The sequence below is a fragment of the Methylotenera versatilis 79 genome, assembly GCF_000384375.1.
GTDB classification, from domain to species: Bacteria; Pseudomonadota; Gammaproteobacteria; order Burkholderiales; family Methylophilaceae; genus Methylotenera_A; species Methylotenera_A versatilis_B.
Window position 1 is genome coordinate 605,708 of record NZ_ARVX01000001.1, and the last position, 22,243, is coordinate 627,950.

Annotated in this window: 22 protein-coding genes and 1 riboswitch; of the genes, 7 read left to right on the top strand and 15 right to left on the bottom strand. The window is 41.5% G+C overall.

Annotated features, from left to right (window positions below; genetic code table 11):
- Positions 1-167 precede the first annotated feature (167 nt).
- Positions 168-1,679 (bottom strand): threonine ammonia-lyase, biosynthetic, encoded by a 1,512-nt coding sequence (ilvA, locus tag METVE_RS0103165; RefSeq protein ID WP_020167000.1) that lies wholly within the window; start codon positions 1,677-1,679, stop codon positions 168-170.
- Between the two features lie 130 nt (positions 1,680-1,809).
- Between ilvA and rpiA the strand changes: the two genes are divergently transcribed.
- The gene (gene rpiA, locus METVE_RS0103170) at positions 1,810-2,469 is read left to right on the top strand and encodes a ribose-5-phosphate isomerase RpiA (RefSeq protein ID WP_026361984.1); all 660 of its coding nucleotides are present in this window, start codon (positions 1,810-1,812) and stop codon (positions 2,467-2,469) included.
- A 111-nt stretch (positions 2,470-2,580) separates the two neighbouring features.
- Positions 2,581-3,288, top strand: coding sequence for a phosphate signaling complex protein PhoU (phoU, locus tag METVE_RS0103175; RefSeq protein WP_020167002.1), 708 nt, complete (start codon positions 2,581-2,583; stop codon positions 3,286-3,288).
- 156 nt (positions 3,289-3,444) lie between these two features.
- Here phoU and METVE_RS0103180 read toward each other — a convergent pair whose 3' ends face one another.
- The 5 genes from METVE_RS0103180 to METVE_RS0103200 form a co-directional block, all read right to left on the bottom strand.
- Positions 3,445-5,397 carry an amylosucrase gene (locus METVE_RS0103180; RefSeq protein ID WP_020167003.1) on the bottom strand — a complete coding sequence of 651 codons (1,953 nt, stop codon included), beginning with the start codon at positions 5,395-5,397 and terminating at the stop codon, positions 3,445-3,447.
- 155 nt (positions 5,398-5,552) lie between these two features.
- Complete coding sequence (locus METVE_RS0103185; RefSeq protein ID WP_020167004.1) at positions 5,553-7,754, bottom strand: HAD-IIB family hydrolase; 2,202 nt, start codon at positions 7,752-7,754, stop codon at positions 5,553-5,555.
- A gap of 38 nt (positions 7,755-7,792) precedes the next feature.
- The gene (locus METVE_RS0103190) at positions 7,793-8,776 is read right to left on the bottom strand and encodes a carbohydrate kinase family protein (RefSeq protein WP_020167005.1); all 984 of its coding nucleotides are present in this window, start codon (positions 8,774-8,776) and stop codon (positions 7,793-7,795) included.
- A 61-nt stretch (positions 8,777-8,837) separates the two neighbouring features.
- Complete coding sequence (locus METVE_RS0103195) at positions 8,838-9,341, bottom strand: MarR family winged helix-turn-helix transcriptional regulator (RefSeq protein WP_020167006.1); 504 nt, start codon at positions 9,339-9,341, stop codon at positions 8,838-8,840.
- A gap of 342 nt (positions 9,342-9,683) precedes the next feature.
- Entirely contained in the window at positions 9,684-9,959 is a 276-nt protein-coding gene (locus METVE_RS0103200; RefSeq protein ID WP_020167007.1) for an oxidative damage protection protein, read from the bottom strand.
- A 94-nt stretch (positions 9,960-10,053) separates the two neighbouring features.
- On the opposite strand from METVE_RS0103200, the gene METVE_RS0103205 reads away from it, so the two are divergent.
- Positions 10,054-10,470, top strand: coding sequence for a diacylglycerol kinase (locus METVE_RS0103205; protein WP_020167008.1), 417 nt, complete (start codon positions 10,054-10,056; stop codon positions 10,468-10,470).
- 46 nt (positions 10,471-10,516) lie between these two features.
- On the opposite strand, the gene METVE_RS12880 is transcribed toward METVE_RS0103205, so the two are convergent.
- The 8 genes from METVE_RS12880 to dapF all read right to left on the bottom strand — a co-directional run bounded on the left by METVE_RS12880 (position 10,517) and on the right by dapF (position 17,354).
- Positions 10,517-10,642 (bottom strand): hypothetical protein, encoded by a 126-nt coding sequence (locus METVE_RS12880; RefSeq protein WP_020167009.1) that lies wholly within the window; start codon positions 10,640-10,642, stop codon positions 10,517-10,519.
- An 83-nt stretch (positions 10,643-10,725) separates the two neighbouring features.
- Positions 10,726-12,786 (bottom strand): TonB-dependent receptor, encoded by a 2,061-nt coding sequence (locus METVE_RS0103215; RefSeq protein ID WP_020167010.1) that lies wholly within the window; start codon positions 12,784-12,786, stop codon positions 10,726-10,728.
- A 59-nt stretch (positions 12,787-12,845) separates the two neighbouring features.
- A complete protein-coding gene (locus METVE_RS0103220) occupies positions 12,846-13,154 on the bottom strand; it encodes a hypothetical protein (protein WP_232415544.1) in 309 nt (102 codons plus the stop codon).
- Between the two features lie 207 nt (positions 13,155-13,361).
- A complete protein-coding gene (locus METVE_RS0103225) occupies positions 13,362-13,820 on the bottom strand; it encodes a YybH family protein (RefSeq protein ID WP_020167012.1) in 459 nt (152 codons plus the stop codon).
- Between the two features lie 253 nt (positions 13,821-14,073).
- Positions 14,074-14,655, bottom strand: a complete 582-nt coding sequence (locus METVE_RS0103235) for a superoxide dismutase (protein ID WP_020167014.1) — start codon at positions 14,653-14,655, stop codon at positions 14,074-14,076.
- Positions 14,656-14,811: 156 nt separating this feature from the next.
- Positions 14,812-15,756: a tyrosine recombinase XerC gene (gene xerC, locus METVE_RS0103240; RefSeq protein WP_020167015.1), complete on the bottom strand. Its 945-nt coding sequence runs from the start codon at positions 15,754-15,756 to the stop codon at positions 14,812-14,814.
- A 58-nt stretch (positions 15,757-15,814) separates the two neighbouring features.
- A complete protein-coding gene (locus METVE_RS0103245) occupies positions 15,815-16,480 on the bottom strand; it encodes a DUF484 family protein (RefSeq protein WP_020167016.1) in 666 nt (221 codons plus the stop codon).
- A 43-nt stretch (positions 16,481-16,523) separates the two neighbouring features.
- Complete coding sequence (dapF, locus tag METVE_RS0103250) at positions 16,524-17,354, bottom strand: diaminopimelate epimerase (protein WP_020167017.1); 831 nt, start codon at positions 17,352-17,354, stop codon at positions 16,524-16,526.
- 159 nt (positions 17,355-17,513) lie between these two features.
- Here dapF and metK point away from each other — a divergent pair, with 159 nt between their 5' ends.
- The 4 genes from metK to metF all read left to right on the top strand — a co-directional run bounded on the left by metK (position 17,514) and on the right by metF (position 21,667).
- Entirely contained in the window at positions 17,514-18,677 is a 1,164-nt protein-coding gene (gene metK / locus METVE_RS0103255) for a methionine adenosyltransferase (RefSeq protein WP_020167018.1), read from the top strand.
- 80 nt (positions 18,678-18,757) lie between these two features.
- A riboswitch (S-adenosyl-L-homocysteine riboswitch) is annotated at positions 18,758-18,857 on the top strand.
- A 113-nt stretch (positions 18,858-18,970) separates the two neighbouring features.
- Positions 18,971-20,380 carry an adenosylhomocysteinase gene (ahcY, locus tag METVE_RS0103260; protein ID WP_020167019.1) on the top strand — a complete coding sequence of 470 codons (1,410 nt, stop codon included), beginning with the start codon at positions 18,971-18,973 and terminating at the stop codon, positions 20,378-20,380.
- Between the two features lie 40 nt (positions 20,381-20,420).
- Positions 20,421-20,765 (top strand): phage holin family protein, encoded by a 345-nt coding sequence (locus METVE_RS0103265; RefSeq protein WP_020167020.1) that lies wholly within the window; start codon positions 20,421-20,423, stop codon positions 20,763-20,765.
- 62 nt (positions 20,766-20,827) lie between these two features.
- Complete coding sequence (gene metF / locus METVE_RS0103270) at positions 20,828-21,667, top strand: methylenetetrahydrofolate reductase [NAD(P)H] (protein WP_020167021.1); 840 nt, start codon at positions 20,828-20,830, stop codon at positions 21,665-21,667.
- Positions 21,668-21,779: 112 nt separating this feature from the next.
- On the opposite strand, the gene METVE_RS0103275 is transcribed toward metF, so the two are convergent.
- On the bottom strand, positions 21,780-22,238 hold the full coding sequence (locus METVE_RS0103275) for a DUF494 family protein (RefSeq protein WP_020167022.1): 459 nt from the start codon (positions 22,236-22,238) through the stop codon (positions 21,780-21,782).
- Positions 22,239-22,243 lie beyond the last annotated feature (5 nt).

The window sequence follows — 22,243 nt, forward strand, 5'->3', positions numbered from 1 at the left end:
TATACGCTTAAAAAGCCAATATAAACAATTGCTTATTTTCAACCAATATTAGAATTGGCTGAATACAGCCAAAGTGGTGGTGGTTGAACCAATTTAACCAGACTTAATTTTTGACCAAAAATAATGGTTAAGTCAGGATTAAATAGCTCAAATATTAACGTTAAGCATCAACCCAAAAACAGTTTATAAGCAGGATTTTGTGTCTCATCCCAATAAGGATAACCTGACGTTTGCAAAACCGTAGCGAAATCTTGCAACTGGTTCGGCGGCACTTGCATACCAACTAACACGCGGCCAAAATCGGCGCCGTGATTGCGATAATGAAACAAACTGATATTCCAATCGTGTCCCACTGTATCTAAAAACTTCATCAGTGCACCTGGCTTTTCAGGGAACTCAAAGCGAAACACCACTTCATTTTCAGCCTGCGGCGCGTGACCACCAACCAAATGGCGTAAATGCAGTTTTGCGACTTCATTGTCGGTTAAGTCCAGCGCAGGTAAACCTTGCGCTTGCAAATCTTGCACTAATTTGACGGACTCTGCTGGATCTGCAATCGCCACGCCGACGAAAATATGCGCGGCTACTGGATCAGAATAACGATAGTTAAACTCGGTAATATTGCGGTCGCCCAGCAAGCGACAAAACGTTTTAAATGCGCCGGCTTTTTCTGGAATCGTCACCGCCAAAACCGCTTCACGCTTTTCGCCGATTTCCGCGCGTTCCGCTATAAAACGTAAACGGTCAAAATTCATATTGGCACCCGATGCGATGCCAACCAATGTTTTGCCCGTGATGTTATTACGTTTGGCATATTCTTTAATGCCAGCCGTCGCTAATGCGCCAGCTGGCTCTAAAATGCTGCGCGTGTCTTCAAATACATCTTTCACCGCCGCGCATATTGCATCGTTATCGACAATGATCATTTCATCGACAAACTGTTGGCACAATGCAAATGTATGTTCACCCACTTGTTTAACCGCAGCACCATCGGCAAATAAACCTACTTGGTCCAGCATCACACGTTTGCCTTGTTTCAGTGACTCGCTCATTGCTTCTGCGTCTTTTGCCTCTACACCAATCACTTTAATTTCAGGCCGCAAGGCTTTTATATAAGCCGCGATACCTGCAATCAAACCGCCGCCGCCTACACTGCAGAATATGGCTTCTATGGGTTCCGGATGGCTTTGCAATATTTCTAGCGCAATCGTACCCTGTCCAGCGATCACATCTGGATCATCATAAGGATGCACAAAAGTCAGATTTTCTGTCTTTTCGAGCGTTAAAGCGTGCACATAAGCATCAGTGTAACTATCGCCAAACAGCACAACTTCCGCACCTCTGCTTTTGACTGCATTAATTTTGATTAATGGCGTAGTTGTTGGCATCACAATCACCGCGCGACAACCCAATTTTTGTGCGCTTAAAGCAACGCCTTGCGCATGATTACCTGCACTGGCTGCAATTACACCGCGCGCCAAAATCTCTGCCGATAAATTCGCCATCTTGTTATATGCGCCACGCAATTTAAATGAAAATACTGGCTGCATATCTTCGCGCTTCAGTAATACGCGGTTACCAATACGTGCGGATAAATTAGGCTGAAACTCCAAAGGCGTTTTTTTTGCCACGTCGTAAACGTGGGAATTTTCTATTTTTTGTCTGTAATTGATGGTCATGCGCGGTTTTAATGCCTTAACTAATGTCTTAAATTATGTCTCAGAAATCACGCTATTTAGAAATTAACTAGCGCAGTGTATGATGTTGAATTGTTTGTATTATAAAGAAATTATTAGGGATTTGACGAAAATGGCATTTACTCAGGACGAATTAAAACAACAAGTAGCTAAAGCAGCAGTTGAATATGTAAAAAGCGGCATTATTGGTGTGGGCACAGGCTCAACAGCTAACTTTTTTATTGAAGAATTAGCGAAAGTAAAACATAAAATCGACGGCGCTGTAGCCAGTTCTGAAGCAACTGCGCAACGCTTGCGCGGCCATGGTATTGAAGTGTTTGATTTAAACAGCGTAGACCAACTGGATATTTATGTAGATGGCGCCGATGAAATTACAGAGCATTTACATATGTTAAAAGGTGGCGGCGGCGCATTGACGCGTGAGAAAATCGTGGCAGCCGTGGCTAAACAATTTATTTGTATCTGTGATGCCAGCAAATACGTGCCAGTTTTAGGTAAATTTCCATTGCCAGTAGAAGTGTTGCCAATGGCTAAAAGCTATGTGGCGCGCGAATTGGTAAAGTTGGGCGGCCAGCCCCAATTGCGCGACTTTACAACTGATAATGGCAACCTCATTTTAGATGTGCACGGCCTAACCATTAGCGACCCAATTGCTTTTGAAGCCAAAGTAAATCAAATCGTCGGCGTAGTAACCAATGGTTTATTTGCCGCGCGCCCAGCCAATGTATTACTGTTAGCCACGGCTGATGGCGTAGTGACCTATAAAAAGTAAGCCAGAAAAATGCAGCAAAAAAATGTGTTAAGTTAAATAATATTACTGTAACAATTGTTCGCTATCATTAAAATCGACTAAATTTAGCAATGAATCACAAGGATAGTAAACATGCAATTTGAACACACCTCTAAACAATATGATGCTGAATTAGAATCCGTTCGCGCTAAAGTGCTTGAAATGGGTGGTTTGGTTGAGCAGCAAATTGTTAACGCGTTAGAAGCATTAATTAAAGCCGACATCAAACTCGCCAAAGAAGTCATGGAAAATGATGCGCGTGTGAATACGCTTGAAGTGCAGATTGACGAAGACTGTAGCCACATTATCGCGCGCCGCCAGCCAGCAGCGGGCGATTTACGCATGGTGATGATGATGGTAAAAACTATCACCGATTTAGAGCGTATTGGCGATGAAGCCACTAAAATCGCGCGTACAGCACAGCGTATTTTTGATGAAGACCGCATGTACAAACCGCGCTTTACTGAAATTAAAGCGATGGTTAAAATCGTACGCGAAATGCTACGTACGTCATTAGATGCATTTGCACGTTTAGATGTGAGCCAAACTGTAGAAGTCGCCAAACAAGACGAGTTAGTCGATGAGCAATTTCGCGCGGCGATGCGTCAATTGGTGATGTACATGCTGGAAGATCCACGCACGATTTCGATGTCATTAGAAGTATTATTTGTGGCAAAAGCCGTTGAGCGTATTGGCGACCATGCTAAAAATATCGCCGAATATGTGGTGTATATGGTGAAAGGCAAAGATGTTCGCCATACCAGTTTAGCCGATATGGAACGCGAAACCCTGGAGCCTTAATATCAGTTTCATTAAAAAAATGGGTATTCAAAAAGCAGCTTTAAGCTGCTTTTTTTATTTTATATCACATCAACTATTGGCGTTTATCCACTTAGTTAACCACTTTTTTAGTGTCAATTTATTTTAAATTTTACTTAAAAATTTTTATTAACGTATTTAAGTTTCCAGCCAATACATGCCAAGCGGCGGGATTGTAAGTATGCCATTAGACAAATCGATGGTGTCATCTGAGAATAAGTTTTTCACTGCGGCGTGCTGCAATAAACCTAACTTACGTAAGCCATCGATATTGCAAACTTGTACTTTGTGGTCAAAATTACAAATCACTAGCACGCGCGGATGGTTGCCTGTGCCATGCGTACGCACAAAACAGAATAAATGTGGATTATCCAACGAAATCAATTCGCGATTATTGTGGTCTGCAAAGGCGGTAATCTCTTTTCTAGTCGCAATCATTCTTTTCAGACCAGAAAAAATACGCTGCTGCGTAGTGCCTTTTTCATATCTTAATTCACTTTTATTCCAGTCCATGGCTGGGCGGTGAATCCAACGATTATCATTTTTTTTGTAATCGTCTTCCAAATAAGCTTGATCGTTTAACGTGCCAATCGCATCGCCATAATAGATCAGCGGAATACCGCCAAAAGCTAAAATCAACCCATGCAACAGCAAAATAGTATCGATACTGCGCGTAATGGCATCGTCATCATGATGTTCAATCGCCGTTTCTAATCCCGCCAATGATGCCAACGAACCCGCAATGCGCGCATCGCCATTTTTTACATTGGTACCAAAAGCGATGCCTTTGGCAGAAGAGTTTGCCGAACGGTCTGTGTAGTAATGTAGCAAAAATTGTCGGTGCAATGCAGGTTCATAACCCGCTAGACGAATATCATTGTCATCAAAACCTAAGCCAATATCATCATGACAACGCACATAATTTAGCCACGTTGCACGCTCTAATTTATCGGGAATCGAACGAATCGCCCGATTGAGTAGCGTAGCATTTTTGGTGGCGACAGCTTCCCACAACAAAGCCATTAGAGTAGCGTTATACGCAATTTCGCACTCTTTGGCATTAATCGCATCTTCGCCAAAATACTTAATCACCTCAATCGGTGCAACAATTGCCTCGGCAATAAATAGCACACCTGGCGCGGTCACCTGGCAGCAGTCTTTCATGAGTTGCAGAATCAAATGTGCTTCACGCTCATTTTGGCAAGTGCTGCCAATTTTTTTCCATAAAAACGCCACTGCATCCAAGCGAATAATATCCGCACCGTGATTTGCCCAATACAAAATAATATCCACCATTTCGATGAATACAGCAGGATTTTGATAATTCAAATCCCACTGATAATCATTGAATACGGTCATCACCCACTTACCCATTTCCGCATTCCAGGTAAAATTGCCCGGCGCGTTCTCGGGAAATACTTCCGGCATGTATTGTTCATACAAATCTGGAATAGCACGGTCATCAAACATGTAGTAATAATCTTGGTATTTCTTATCGCCAGCAACCGCCTGAAGCGCCCATGCATGCTCATCTGATGTGTGATTCACCACCACATCCAACACAAGTAAAGTATCGCGTTTTTTAAGATTCGCCGCCAATGCATCTAAATCTTCCACCGTGCCGATTTCTGCATTGATTTTTCTAAAATCACGTACCGCATAACCGCCATCACTCTTGCCTTTTGGGCAATCTAAAATCGGCATAATGTGCAACATATTAATACCCAACTCTTGCAGATAACCAAGCTTGGTTTCTAAACCTTTTAAATCGCCAGAAAACTCTCTGCAGTAAACTGCATAACCGACCCATTGCTGACTTAAAAACCAGTTATGGTTTTTTTCTCGCGCTAGATCAAGCTGGCGCAATTCTACTGAGCGCGCGACATAGGAACGTGTGAGAATTTTAACTAGCTGATTTAATTGTGATTTAAAGTCATCACGTTGACCATACAATTGATGAAACAGCGAATAAATGGCATAAAAATTTGCGCCTAATCGCGTATAAAAATATTGCAGATTTTTATCTTTAATTTCCGCTTCAATTTCGGTCAATATGTCGTTTAACAACGAATGTGAAACTTGTTCATACATAAATTTTATCCAATTTTAGTTGATGCGCTGTTTCACTTATTTCTTATTTCACTTTAATGTTTTCTGTTTTAAACCGTATTTCACTGTCTTATATTTCGCTAACTTCTATTTCACCGTTTCAATTTCTTTACTTTTTATTGTGTTAAGTGTTTTATTCAAACTAGAGTACTTTTAGGGTGTAATCCATAATGCGACAAACCTTCCAGAATGCCGGCTGCATAATGTTGTGTGGCAAAATAGATATGCTCACTTTGACGTAATTTTTCTAATTCCTGACTATAATTGCCCACCACAATCGCTTGCGTGTCGCCAATCAACATTTCAATATCATTGCCAGAATCGCCTGCCACTACAAAATTTTCCAGCGGCAAACCCCATTTATAGGCCAAGTAGCGAATAGCATGACCTTTAGAGGCGCGCACAGGCAATACGTCCAAAAACTCCTCATGTGAGTAAATCAGTTGCGCGTGTAAATTATTTTGACGCAGATAATTTTTAATATCACTTAAAGGCGGCATTAATTCTGGCGTAGCAATATAACTTAATTTAAACTCACGCTGATTTTCAGGTGCCTGCAAGGTTAATCCAGGGAAATGACTTAACGCGCTTTCAAGTGCATCTTTTCGCCACATATAGCGAATATGCGCTGCCCAGCCAGTATCTGGCACTAGTTTCTTACCGTAATGAATCTCAGATCCGACCGATGTAATCAACACATCGGGTATGTTAACCTGATTTTTTTTGAGTATTTCCACGGCACTTTCAAGCCATCTTCCCGTTGCAATGCCAAAAACGCAATCTGCTTTATTGTTATCTACCCAAACGGTTAAATCTTTAAGCGATTTTTTATTTCCAACCAAGGTATTATCAATATCACTAATCAGCGCCATTTTAGCCAAAGGTATGCGCGACTTCTCTGTGCTGGACATTCCCGCGTTTAGAATTAAAGCTTGCTGGCGGCGCAAACGTTTTTGGTCACGACGCAATAATCGATTCACTTCTTTCATGTATTTGTCTACGTGCGCCGACCAACTGTAATGTCGCCAAACGCCTGCCAAACCGCTAGTTGCCCATTTTCGCCAGCGTTTTTTGTCTTCTAACACATGCAGCAAGCCACCCGCAATCGCGTTGCTATCCAGCGTGTTTACAATGACACCATTGCGGCAATTGCCCAATATATCGTGTGGCCCGCCATCATCAGGCGCCACAAATGGCAAGCCACTAGCGGCGGCTTCAATCAAGGTTAAGCCAAATGGTTCGGTAAAAGCGGGGTTAACGAATACGCCACGACGTCTTGCTGCTAACCGATACAATTCAGGCACATCTTCCTGCGCGACGAATTTTGGAATCGCCACTTTGCCCCATAAATCATAACGATCTAAATCGAACAATAATTGCTTCATGACTTTTTGCTGCGATTCTTCTAAATCGTGAATGTCTTCACGTGTGCCCGCAACAATCAATAAATTTGCTGCTGCCTGCAATGCTGGGCTGTTGCCATAAGCTTCAATTAAGCCGCGAATGTTTTTGCGAATTTCTGGACGGCTCATGGCAAAAATAAGCGGTTTTTCTGGGTCAGCTAAATAGCTATCAATTTTTTGCTGGATAGATGTTTTTTGTTTAACGCGACCGGGCGGCAAAAATCTGGATGTATCTGTGCCTGGTGGAATAACGCTGAATCGTGACTGGTTAAAATTATTGTACATGCCATATTGCTGCTCAATCTCTTGCTTTGTGCTGGTCACAATCAATGAGGCATGTTGAATAATATCTTCTTCAACCGCAATGCGCCGTTCGAAATTAAATTGCTTTTCAATCGCGGATGTTTTTCGTCCACTGGCCATTAAGCGATCGCGTTTCGGCCGACCAAGCGAGTGACCAGTATGTATTTGCGGTATGCCCAGCAAAAGTGACAATTGCTGGCCGACATAACCAGCATCGGCGTAATGCGTATGGATTAAATCGGGCACGCGCGCCTGCTGCCTTAAAAAATGTAGTGCTTTATCGACCACTTGATCTAAATGTGGCCACAGCAATTCTTTTCTTAAATAACGTTTGGGCCCACAACGCAACCGTATAATGCGAGCGCCAGGGTCTAGCGATTCTTCGGTTGCGGCATAATCAGTCGATAAACTATTATCTTCAATTAAGCGGGTAAGTAAATCGACTTTATCCACACCTTTATGCTTTGCTAACGCGCGCGCCAATTCCACCACATACGTCGTTTGTCCGCCCGTATCGGCATCTTTTCCCAGCTCCATATCGTTGGCACGAATCAATCCGTGCATGCTAATCATCAGCACATAAATGGGCGATTCAGACTTTTGTGCTGCTTTAGCTAAAGCATCATTAATCATATAACCCAATCAAATTTTTAAATCGTTTGCTTAAATAGTTATTGTTGGCGCAGATTCCAGCTATCGATAAAAGGCGTGTAAAAACCCATATCTGTTGGCGCGCCACCACGAATGGTGCAAATTGCACGAGCAAACGCATTCGCACGATCAAGCATACTGGCATGATCCCAATTTAGTATGTTAGCTAACATACATACGGCTGAAAAAGCATCACCTGCGCCAACCGTATCACTAATTGCTGTATCAATCGTATATTGCTCAGTTGATTGCGCTTGTGTTTTGATTAATTTATCGCCAGCTACCATCCAGGCCCCTTGCGCGCCTGCTGTGACGATGATTTGTTTAATATCAAACTCTGCTGCTAATTTTTTTGCTTTTTCATACAAATTTGACTGGGGTTGATTACTGGATGGCGATGGATTACTAGCGTCAATTTTGAAGTATTTAGCAATAATCACTAGCTCTTCTTCATTCAGTTTAACGATATCGCTGCGTAGCAAAGAGCGATTGATGGTATGTTTATTGTAAAAAGGCGCGCGTAAGTTAACATCTAAAAAGCGTGGACATTTGCCATCTTCTAAAAATTTATCTAACGCTAATCTGGACGGCATACTACGCTGCGCTAACGTACCAAAATAAACCATTTCTGGCTTAAGTGACATCGTCACCATATGCGTAATGCCCGCATGAATATGGTCGTATGCCTGATCTTCCAATATCTCAAATTGGTGACCGTCATTGGTTAACTTTACTTTTACCTGCCCTGTTGGGTATTTAGCATCAATTTGCAGACCAGAAACGTCCATTTTTAATCGCTGCATTTCTTGCAAAAATTGCGTGCGTAGCGCGTCGTTACCGGTTCTTGTCATCATCACCGGATGCAAACCAAATGCTTGTAAATGGCGTGCCACATTAAACGGCGCACCGCCCAATACCGTTTCATCCGGAAAAATATCTGCTAATACTTCGCCAAATATGCCAATCACTGTATGTGTGTTGGCATGAATCTCATTAGGTGACAATGTCGCTCCTTTTGTTGCTAAATGTGTTGCTTAAATGACGCTAAACCTAAATAACCAGATGCTATAAATCTGCCAGCGGAATCAAACCTGCACCAACATCCTTACTATTTATTTGCAACGACAATTGCGCCAAACTTTCGGTTAAAGTTTCTAGCACATCCGCATCTAAACGATCGAGCGCATCCCGCAACACGCCTCTTGGTGAAGGCGGCGCGTTTTTAATCATTTCCAAACCTTGTTCTGTCAGCGACAAACGCACCACACGCTGGTCCGTGGTTTCACGCTTTTTAACGATCAACATTTTCTTAACCAGTTTTTCAATCAAATTACTGGCAGTCGATTGATGAATCGCTAAATTAGCAGCCAATTCTGAGACTTTTAAATCCGGCGCTCGGTTCAACTCGTAAAGCACCCAAAGCTGAGAACCGCTGATGCCGCAAGCCGATTCTGTATCGCTCAAATGTTTTTTTACTGAACTAAAAATCACGCGAAAATGCTGTAAAGAAGCGGTTGCCAATTTAGCTTGCAAGTCTTGGTTAACTAAAAGCACTGGGGTATTTGTCATATTTTAGGTAAAAATAAGAATTGAAAAGATTGGTTTACTGAGTTTGTAAAAACGATTTTATAAAGCTGAGTGCAAAATCTAAATGCACAGAATTTGCACTCAAAATAGTGTTAACTTCATTTTTATAAATTTAAGTGTACGCCAGCAATTACATTTATACAAATATATATTGTATAAATGTAATTGCTTACAACCGTAATTTTCAACCAATGTTTGTATTGACGTCTTTAATCTATGCACAACTCATTTGCATGCTGAGATAGCGCCTAAAAACAAAAAAGCCATACTAAAAATAGTATGGCTTTTACAGGCTAAAACACTCAACCCAGCATTGATTAACGCTTAATTATACTTTTCTGGGACATAGCCACTTGCGGTATCAGCACCTTCACCAAAAAAGTATTTTTCAGTTTGCTCACTTAAATATTTTCGCGCGGCTGGGTCTGCCAAACTGAGGCGATTTTCATTCACTAGCATGGTTTGTTGTTTTAGCCATGCCGCCCAAGCTTCTTTAGAAACTTGCAGGTAAATGCGCTTGCCCAACTCGCCAGGGTAAGGAGGAAAATCCATGCCTTCTAGCTCTTTGCCTAATTTGATACATTGTACTGTGCGTGCCATCTGCAAACCTTTATAGATTAATTAACATGAAACAAAACAATATGATAACGCATGTTAAAATAATCCGATTAATTTTAATGAATACTATCGCGCAATGAAAATAGATCCGCCTGATTTAGACCAAATGTCAAACCAACCACATGTTGAAAGCCCTTTTAAAGGTAAAACCGGTTTACGCCGACTCTTTAACGCGTTTGGCTATTCACTAGAAGGCTTTAAAGCCGCCTATAAACATGAAGATGCCTTTAGGCAAGAGGTTCTGTTAGCAGCAATATTCATTCCTTTGGCATTTTACTTAGAACCAACCGCCATTCATCGCGCGCTGATGATTGGCAGCGTTTTATTAGTGCTGATTGTGGAATTGTTGAATTCTGCGATTGAAGCAGTTGTTGACCGTGTTTCGATAGAACGCCATGAACTCGCTAAACGCGCAAAAGATATCGGCAGCGCGGCGGTGTTTATTGCGCTGGCAAATGTAGTGATTATTTGGTGCTTAATCTTGGTTAACTAAATATATTGATTAATTAAGCACCAAATATGCTTGATTACGTTTTTAACTACTGTTTAAGATACCAGCCATGATTGCCATGGCCATCATCTCTGTACTCTAATAAAGTTAACCAGCCCGCTGCGACTGAAACAAAAAAAACCAATCCTAATACAATATATTTAAACGGACTCATGATTAACCTCAATTAAAACTCAATAATTAATTGAGTCCTTATTGATTTGTTTGGTTCAGCAGGCTGCTTAAATTAAAAGTCGCCTAAAAATCACCACGCAACCCGACTAACAATGACCGCTCACCAGCTGGCGAAATATCTTTTAAGAACGACGCGTGCTCACGAATCTCATCATTCAATAGATTATTGGCTTTAGCGAACAACTCCAAATTAAGTTTGGTCGGTAATTTATACGCCACAATCGCGCTCACATTGGTATAGCTATCGGTTGCCAATTCATTTTCAGCAGTATTGTCTTGTTTAAAAGCATGCAATGCATCTAACCTGACGCTGAAACGATTCAGACTATACTGAAGCCCAGCGCCTAAGCGTAGCGGTGAGATGCGCGGTAAATAGTCATTTGTACGCGTTTCTTTCGCGTGCACGTAATCGCCGCGAACAGTTAAGTCTAAATTATTGGCAACGTTAAATTTACCTTCTGCCTCCAAACCCTTGAATACAGCTGGAACCGCCCTAAATTGTGCTTCAGGTAAAAAATCTCCTGACCCAAGAACGAGTTCGCGACTATTGCCAGTGTTAAATAGTCCAATAAAATTATCGAATCGCGTGTAATAAGTGCCAATGCTGAATGAGTTTTTACCTTCTTTCCAGCGAATCTGCGCATCAATACCATTTGATTTTTCTACATCAAAATTAGTATTTCCCAACTCAAATTGACCTGTCGCAATGTGTGCGCCATTGGCATACAACTCAAAATAACTCGGCGCGCGTTCATTATGCGATAAATTACTGGTTAACGACCATTGCTCATTCAAACTATATAAACCGCCCAGCGCAAAGCTGTTTGGGTTAAAGCTATTATTCTGCCCTACGCCAAAGTTTGCGTTATCTTTCGAATCAACCGAAGCATGACCTAAACGACCACCAAAAGTGATTTTATGTTGCGCCTTTTCACTACCAGCTATCGGCAACTCTTCATACAGATAGACAGCATGGCTTTGTGAGTTAACGCCTGGTACAAACGCCTCTTCACCCAAGGCTTCAAAGTTGGTATTGCTAAACTGATAGCCAATCACGCCGTTCAAAGTACCCAAACCTGTTTGAATCGGCGCATGTCCAGCCTCAAAAGAACCTTCGACACCCCGGTTTTTAAAAGTCGTGCCAACTTCGCCATCTTCTAATTCAACATGTTCATAATCGGTATGTGCCATGCGGAATTTCACACGATTAATCACATTTCCCAAGTCGGTAAATTCACTCGCCACATCCCAGCGGTCGCTTTTCATATCAATGCGCACGGCTTCTTCCGCCACTGTACCGTAATTATTATTCATGGTGGAATATGAAACGCCCGCGTAGCCATTATCAAATGTTAGCGCTGCACCAACTGCACCGCCATCACCATCAGAACTACTATTCACTAATTTTCCACGATTCTCACGCGGCGTGCCATCTGCTTCAGATTTTCGCTTGGATACTGCAAAACCGTTAATATCTAAATCGTCTGTTTGTCGTTTATATACATCCGCATGAATCGCAAATTGACCATTTCCTACATCGACAACCGCCGCACCATTTCTTGTATTATCTGGCCCGCCAAAACGTGTTTCGGCGCGTCCTGTAATCCCATCTAATTGTTCTTTAGGAATGCGGTGATCAATCGCATTCACCACGCCGCCCACAGCACTGCCACCATATAACAATGCGGCTGGCCCACGCACCACATCAATCTGCTCAATAATCAGCGGATCCACACTCACGGCATGATCGAAACTTAATGATGAAGCATCTAAAATGCCGACGCCATTTTGCATAATACGCACACGTTCTGCGTCTAAACCGCGAATCACTGGACGTGATGCATTTGGCCCGAATTGGGTAGCTGTCACGCCTGGAATACCATTTAGCGTTTCGCCAATAGTGCCTTCTCGCCTAAGGCTTAATTCACGCCCATTTAACACACTAACTGGCACAACCAACTCATCAGACTCTACGCCTAAAGGATTGCCAGTAATCGCTACTGGCGCTAATTCGATATTGGTTTCTTCGGCGAATGCATTTCCAGTAAAAAGCGTCGCAACTGCCAAGATAATAGGTTTACATGCAAATGCCTTACGCATTTGCGATTGATTGATTTGGTACATGGTTGAATCCTCAAAAAAATAGCATTAGCCAGCAATAGATACTGCTGGAACATGAATATTTATGCAGTTTGAGGAGGAGCGCGCGCAGCGTAATGCTGGCTAGTGGTGCTGAAGAAGTAAGATTTTAAACTGACAGGTGCAATCGAAATGGTTTGCTGCAACGCAAAAACAAAAGGCTGCGAATTCAAGCCATTTTCAATACCTGCATGGCTAATACACTGCTCACACTGATGATTCGGCGTATTTTTATGTTGCTGGTTTTGTTGCGTTAAGTCGGCAAGATGGCTGATTTCATGCGTCGCAATGCCCATTTGCGTGAAAGCAAATAGTACGACTAAACTTAAATGAATGAACATCCTCTGCAACATAGTTGCAATATTAGCAGAAAATGATGACAAAAATATGATTAACTTAAAAAAAGACCGCTGGAACAGCGGCCTTTTAAATGCATAAATCCTAAGTCTAAAGAGCTATTATTAAAAATATCTGGTCAACACAAACCCTTCATGACTTAGCCATCTACGCACATTTCATTCAACATCAAAATGCATGAATGGCTAGCTTAGCTTTGGTCATTAATTAGCAACGTTCCAGACCTGTGATTGCGTCAACCATTTGCCATCAGCACCCTTGATCAGAACACTTGTTGTTATCCCACCAAAAGCTGGCGCTTTACCATTAGCCTCTGCTCCGTTGGCACTCCATTTAGAGATTTGATAAATGACATTGCCAGTTCCACCCACATTGACTACTTCTATCGCGTGGTTGTGAACACCGTTTTCAACAAAGCTTTTGAATAGTTTTTCAATTTCGGTCCTTCCAACCAAAACTTTCCCATCTCCTGGAGATAGTGTTGCATTTTCTGCATATTGGTTTGATAACGCTTTTGCATTGCCAGTATTAAGCGCTTGATTCCAAGCTGAGTTTGCTGATTCAACGATTGATTTAATGTTGCCATCCTTAGCCATTACGCTAGTTGCTAGACCCAAAGTTAATAGCAAAGACACACATGCACCACTTAATAGTTTTTTCATTTTAAAATTTCTCCTAATTAAATTGAGTAAATAACAACTCTAAAAAAATTGGCTTTAAAAGACAACCTATAAAACCAAACTAATTAGCATCATTATAGTTAGCTGGCTAACTATGTCAAGATAATTATTACTCACTTCTCCAATCTCTATTTGGGATTTACTTTTTATTTCAGATATCTGAAATAAAAAAGCCCAAGGATTTCCTCCAAGGGCTTTTTCATACAAGGTATTAATTATTAACTTATAACAAGGCTTAAGCGTAATTCTTTTCTGCGAAATCCCAATTGGCTAATGAAGCCAAAAATGTTTCTACAAATTTAGGGCGCGCATTGCGATAATCGATGTAATAAGCATGTTCCCACACGTCAATCGTTAACAAAGCCTTATCGCCAGTTGTTAATGGTGTACCCGCCGCGCCCATGTTGACAATATCCACGCCACCATCGGCTTTTTTAACTAACCATGTCCAACCAGAACCAAAATTGCCAACTGCTGAAGCTTGGAAAGCTTTTTTGAACTCATCAAAACTGCCCCATTTTTTGTTGATTGCATCGGCTAATGCCCCTGTAGGAGCACCGCCGCCATTTGGCTTCAAGCTGCTCCAGAAAAATGTGTGATTCCAAATTTGTGCAGAATTGTTATAAATGCCACCAGATGATTTTTTAATAATTTCTTCAAGGCTACTATTTTCAAACTCAGTACCTTTAATCAAATTATTCAAGTTAGTCACATAGGTTTGGTGATGTTTACCATAGTGAAAATCCAGTGTTTCTTCTGAAATATGCGGTACAAGCGCATTTCTAGCATAGGGTAAAGCTGGTAGTGTATGTTCCATTTTGTTTTCCTAACATTGGTTAATGGTTTGTGATTATTAATTTATATAACGTACATTAATATATATTGGGCATTAAGTAATAATTTAAACTACAAATTTAAAGAAAGATTCAATTTTTCTATATTAATTAGCAACAATTTTTATATTAGCCGCTTCTTAGCGCACTTTTTTAGCGTCCACTTTTTTTGACCTTGGATGCGCCGCATCATAAACTTTACTTAAATGCTGAAAATCTAGATGCGTATACACTTGAGTGGTACTAATGTTGGCGTGTCCTAGCATTTCCTGCACAGCGCGTAGGTCGCCGCTGGATTGCAGCACATGTGTGGCAAAACTGTGGCGTAACATATGCGGATGCACTGACGAATGAATACCTTGTTTGATTGCCCATTCTTTAATGCGATATTGAATATTGCGCGCTGAAATTCGCCTGCCTTGCAAACTGGTAAATACTGGTTTATTAGCGAATTCATTGACCACAGTTGGGCGCACTGTTAACCAATTTTGGATGGCTTTTATGGCAAAAGCACCTAAGGGCACGATGCGCGTTTTATTGCCTTTACCCGTTACGGTTACCGTACCTTCTACAAAATCCAGTGCGCTCACATTTAAATTAACCAACTCGCTTAAACGCAAACCAGACGAATAAAACAATTCTAAAATCGCATGGTCGCGCGTACTTAACAGGCTATCTTCTTCAATATCTACCAGCTTTGTAGTTTGCTCAATAGATAAAACTTGTGGCAAGGTTTGCGCTGATTTTGGTGCACGTAAACCCAATACAGGGTTTTGCGTATAGTCGTGATCGCGAATGAGATAACTAAAAAATCCTCGCCAGCAAGACAACAGGCGCGCGATGCTTTTTCCACCCAAACCTTTGCTATGTAAGTTCGCGACAAAACGCCTGATGTGCGTATTTTGTATTTCATTTAAGGCTATTTCATTACTTAATTGCAATAACTGCGATAAATCCCTAGCGTAATTTTTACGCGTTAATTCGCTTAAACCACGCTCAAAATTTAGAAAATCAAGATATTGATTCACCAAGCTTTTAGAAGCTGCATTCTGATCAGATATATCGGTTAAGTGTTGAGTTAGCATTGGTTTTTGTGATCGACTCCCAATTTAAATAACAAATTAAATCAACATTTAGTAAGATTTAAGCAAAAGTCAGCTGTCTAGATAATGCAGCACTCACCAGCTCACCCATTTTATTTAAGAAATCCGTACCCATGTCTGCATAAAAACGGTTTTCATCTTCACTTGCTAATGCCAAAAATCCGAATAATTGTCCATGACGCAATGGAATGATAGCAAGCGTATTCGCTGAATCTATAAACCAATCGTCGCCTACAATCGCAGGCGGCTTACCACAATAAGGCTTGCTCAGCTCAGCAATCCAAGTTTTAACTGCATCAGAAGTTTCGCTAAACACCAAATTTGCTTGGCTCGACTGGGCTAACGGCTGCACCCAAATACGCAAACACGTATCGCTTAAGTCAAAAACCTCAGGCAAATCATGGCTAATTAACTGCTCAATCGCATCAAAATTTTTCGCTTGATGTAAGCGCAAATTAAACGTATGAATCTTGTTCGCAGACGCATCATTTTCTTGCGCATTCAATACCAGCTCTACAAACCTGCCTTCAAGCGCACTGATTTTGTCACGCTGCGCCAATTGTTGTCGTTCTGCCAATGAAATTGTACCGCTACCATGCGGGCTAGGTAGGTGAATATCTGCTAATAACGCGGCGTTTTCTTCAAAAAATTCAGGGTGATTTTTTAAATAAGTTTTTATTTCGTCTAACTTCATTTCTTCTGACATGCATTATTCCCTAAATTTAGTTATTTATTTTTTTGTATGCTTTTTAAAGCTCAATCAATCCTTCAAACACAAACTCAGCGGGCCCAGTCATCATTACTGGCGCAATTTCCCCAGTCCATGCAATATTCAGTTTTCCACCACGCGTGTTCACTAAAACTGGCGATTGCAAAAGCCCTAATGCAATACCACTCACCGCCGCTGCGCATGCCCCCGTGCCGCAAGAAAGCGTTTCGCCACTGCCGCGTTCATACACGCGCAGGTTGATTTCATGCGCATTCACAATCTGCATAAACCCCGCATTAACGCGTTGCGGAAAACTTGTATGCGATTCAATTTGCGGCCCTAATTGCGCTACCTTTGCAGTTTCCACATCACTCACCAACGTAACCGCATGCGGATTGCCCATGGAAACAGCGGAAATTGTGATGATTTCTGATTGCAACTGCAATGCATACTGCGCTTGCTGATTTGACGCAGCAAAAGGAATACGCGCCGGTTCAAAAATAGGCGCACCCATATTCACCGTTACTTGTCCGTCCATTTGCAATTGCAACACAATAATGCCACTAGCCGTTTCAACCGTTATTTCACGTTTATCGGTTAAACCTTTTTCTGCGACAAATCTGGCAAAGCAACGTGCGCCGTTTCCGCACTGCTCCACCTCGCCACCATCTGCATTAAAAATGCGATATTTAAAATCGACATCCGCTGATGTGCTTTTTTCAACCATTAACAATTGATCGCATCCAACCCCAAAATAGCGATTGGCGATTTGCTTAATCTGGCTTGCATTTAGCGTGACAATTTGTGAATAACTGTCGATGACGACAAAATCATTGCCCGCGCCTTGCATTTTTGTGAACTTAACTTGCATTTTTACCTCAATCAGTTACTTATATTCTACCAAATTTGAGTGTTTACAAGTGGTTAACCATGTACAATCCGTAATCCAACAGTGATTAACAATATTTGCTTCAGCCTTTAGTCGATATTGTTTTCTCTTTTATTAAATTAAGTTTTCAAGGCGCAACTCATGAATGAATACCTATTTACCTCAGAATCTGTTTCTGAGGGCCATCCAGACAAACTCGCAGACCAAGTTTCAGACAGCATTTTAGATGCTATTTTAGTGCAAGATCCAACCGCACGCGTGGCTGCGGAAACCTTGGCTAATACTGGTTTAGTCGTATTAGCAGGCGAAATCACAACTACAGCCAACGTTGATTATATTAAAGTAGCGCGCGATACCATTAAACGCATTGGTTACGACAACACAGAATACGGCATCGACTACAAAGGTTGTGCCGTATTAGTTGCTTACGACAAACAATCGCCAGACATCGCACAAGGCGTAGATGGCGCGCAGGATGACCCGCTAGACCAAGGCGCAGGCGACCAAGGTTTAATGTTTGGTTATGCCGTTGATGAAACACCGCAGTTGATGCCGTTACCAATCTGGTTAAGCCACCGTTTAATGGAACGCCAAGCGCAACTGCGTAAAGATGGTCGCTTGCCGTGGTTACGTCCAGATGCCAAAAGTCAGGTAACTGTGCAATATGTTGACGGTAAACCATACAAAATTGATACGGTTTTAGTTTCTACGCAGCATTCGCCTGAAATCAGCTTAGAAGATATTCGTGAAGCGACGATTGAGGAAATTATCAAACCAATGTTGCCTAAAGAGTTGATCAAAGGTGATATTAAGTTTTTAGTGAATCCTACAGGTCGCTTTGTCATCGGCGGCCCACAAGGTGATTGCGGTTTAACAGGCCGTAAAATTATTGTCGACACCTACGGTGGCGCTGCACCTCATGGCGGCGGTGCATTCTCTGGTAAAGATCCTTCAAAAGTAGACCGAAGCGCGGCTTACGCAGGTCGTTATGTGGCAAAAAATATTGTGGCTGCAGGTTTAGCCTCACGTTGCTTAGTACAAGTCAGTTACGCGATTGGTGTTGCACAACCGACTTCAGTGATGGTTGAAACTTATGGAACTGGTAAGGTTTCCAATGAAGTATTAACGCAATTAGTGCGCGAACATTTTGACTTGCGCCCTAAAGGCATTGTGAAAATGTTAGATTTATTACGTCCGATTTACACTAAAACCGCAGCTTATGGCCACTTTGGCCGTGATGAGCCAGAGTTTACATGGGAAGCGACAGATAAAGCTGCAATATTGAAAGCAGCTGCAGGGCTATAATGCCAGTTTTATGAATGAAATCATTGCTTTACAAAAGCAGTGGTTTCATTATAATGGCAAGCTAATTTTTAGTAGTATTGATAACCGAGGAACGTTGCGAGGTTTGTTTCATACAAATCCCAGGCTCGGTTTACAAGTTAAATCAAAATATTGGTTAACTTGTAACGGCGTTCACCTAATTTAAACCGTGCCAGACACGGGATTTGGGTGAACAAAAACCGTTATAGTTTTTTCAAGCTTAATCCGGTTTGCTCTCAATATCCCCAGTCTGGTCACACTTCAAGGAATTGAAAATGAACACTGTGACTGATGTCAAAGACTATGTGATTGCTGATATTAATTTAGCAACATTCGGTCGTAAAGAAATCGCTATTGCTGAAACAGAAATGCCAGGTTTAATGGCTATTCGCGAAGAGTACGCAATTGCACAACCACTTAAAGGCGCGCGCATCACTGGCTCGTTACACATGACCATTCAAACTGCTGTACTGATTGAAACGCTTAAAGATTTGGGCGCAGAAGTACGTTGGGCATCATGTAATATCTACTCTACACAAGACCATGCTGCGGCTGCGATTGCTGCTGGCGGCACACCGGTTTTCGCGGTAAAAGGCGAAACATTGACCGAATATTGGGATTACACGCATCGCATTTTTGAATGGACTGATGGCGGCTATTCAAACATGATTTTAGATGACGGCGGCGATGCGACATTATTGCTACATCTTGGTACGCGCGCTGAAAAAGATTTATCCGTTGTTTCTAAACCGACTAGCGAAGAAGAAATCTGTTTATTCGATGCCATTAAAGCAAAACTAAAAACAGACCCAACTTGGTATTCAACACGTTTAGCGCAAATTATTGGCGTAACTGAAGAAACCACCACTGGCGTGCACCGCTTGTATCAAATGCATAAAGAAGGCAAATTGGCTTTCCCAGCAATCAACGTAAACGATTCAGTGACTAAATCAAAATTCGATAACTTATATGGTTGCCGCGAATCATTAGTCGATGCGATCAAACGCGCAACAGATGTGATGATTGCAGGCAAAGTAGCTGTTGTTGCTGGTTACGGAGATGTGGGTAAAGGTTCTGCACAAGCATTGCGTGCATTATCTGCCCAAGTTTGGGTGACAGAAGTTGATCCAATCTGTGCGTTACAAGCAGCAATGGAAGGTTACCGTGTCGTTACAATGGATTATGCTTGTGAGCATGGTGATATTTTTGTGACTGCAACAGGCAATTACCACGTGATTACGCATGACCACATGGCAAAAATGAAAGATCAAGCAATTGTGTGTAATATTGGTCACTTCGACAATGAAATTGACGTTGCTTCACTTGAAAAATATGAGTGGGATGAAATCAAGCCACAAGTGGATCATGTGATTTTCCCTAATGGTAAAAAAATCATTCTGTTGGCACAAGGTCGTTTGGTAAATTTAGGTTGCGGTACAGGCCATCCAAGCTACGTGATGAGCTCAAGCTTTGCCAATCAAACGATTGCGCAAATCGAGTTATTTACGCGCCAAGCGGATTATCCAGTCGGTGTTTATGTATTACCAAAACATTTAGATGAAAAAGTCGCTGTGTTGCAATTGAGAAAATTAAATGCACAATTGACAAGATTATCTGAAACGCAAGCGGCTTATATTGGCGTTTCGCAAGATGGTCCTTTTAAGCCTGATACTTATCGTTATTAAGTTTTAAAATTATTTAATTAAAGAAAAAGGAAGCAGACACATGAAACTACTCATCGGATGGTTGCTAAATGCTTTGGCATTATTGGCTGTTGCATACTTTGTACCGGGTATTCATGTGTCTAGCTTTACCTATGCCTTAATCGCGGCAGCGGTAATCGGCTTAGCCAATATACTGATCAAACCTATTTTATTGATACTGACATTACCTGTGACTATTTTGACATTAGGTTTATTTATCTTTGTGATCAATGGCTTAATGTTTTGGCTGGCAGGTTATTTTTTACAAGGTTTTGATGTAAAGACAATTACTGCTGGCATTATTGGCGCGATTGTTTACAGTATTATTTCGTGGATTTTAAGCGCAATTGTGACTGACAAAAAATAGGCTCATTAATAAGCAACCCGAACAACATAGAAAATCTAAAAACAAAAAAGTTAACGCAAAAAATGAAGCAAAATATTCCATTAAGTTTTGAGTTTTTTCCGCCAAAAACGGCGGAAGGCATCGCCAATTTACGCGAAACACGCACACAACTAGCCAAATTCAATCCTGAATTCTTCTCAGTAACCTTTGGTGCAGGCGGTTCTACTACTGATCGTACTAAAGAAACCGTATTTGAGATTCAAGCAGATGGCTACCAAGCGGCGCCGCATATTTCTTGTATTTCTTCCAGCAAAGATGAGATTCGCGCATTACTCTCAGCTTACCAAGCTAAAGGCATCAAACGTTTAGTTACCCTGCGCGGAGACGTGCCATCGGGCGAAGTGAGTGTGGGTGATTTTAAATATGCGAATGAACTGGTGAATTTTATCCGCCAAGAAACTGGTGATTGGTTTCATTTGGAAGTTGCTGCTTACCCAGAGTTTCACCCAGAAGCGTTATCTGCCGCGAAAGACATGGCTAACTTTAAACGTAAAGTAGACGCTGGCGCTGATTCTGCCATCACGCAATATTTTTACAATGCAGATGCTTATTTTAGATTTGTCGAAAGTTGTGACTCGGACAGCATCACCATACCGATTGTGCCAGGCATTATGCCAATTTATAACTACACACAATTGGCTCGATTCTCTGGCGTTTGTGGCGCGGAAATCCCACGTTGGCTACGTTTGCGTTTAGAAGCTTATGCAGATGATATGCCGTCTTTACGGGCGTTGGGTATTGATGTGGTGAGCGAACTATGTGAAACGTTACTGAGCTGGGGCGTACCGAGCTTACACTTTTACACGTTGAATCAAGCGGGTGTCATTTCTAAAATTATTGATAATTTAAACAGTAAAAACTAGAAAAACAGATTGATTTAGCTAAAAAAATGGGCAAGTTGAATATTTAAGTTATTCAACTTGCCCATTTTTATAAATTTTAATACGTTAAGTACTAGGTTTAAAATCTAATCAATCAATGAATAGCCAATCCACGCGGGTTAAACAAAGCATCTTCTACAAACAGATAATCTTTTTCGCGGCCTTCATTCCACAGAGCAATCATTGAAATCCAACGCATCTCTTCAACCGTAATCACTTGTTGTTTAAGCGCCATCGCACGATCAATAATCAAATCGCGTTCCATATCGTTAATGACATTGGCTTGCTGTAAAAACAAGATAAAGCCGATGCCTTCAGTATTAATCTTCTTTAATTCCGTATCCGAAAATACGCGAATACCTGAGTGTTTATGTGAGTAATGCAGCGCAGGCTCGGTTAACCTTGATTTCATTTCCGCATACCAATCAAACGCGCCTGTAATATCAGACGAGTCAAATCCAGCAGCTGAAAGCTCCTGCTCCATCACATCACTATCTAATGTTGCATGATGCGAAAAATAATTTTCAAACATGAACACTAACACTTCAAACATAGCAT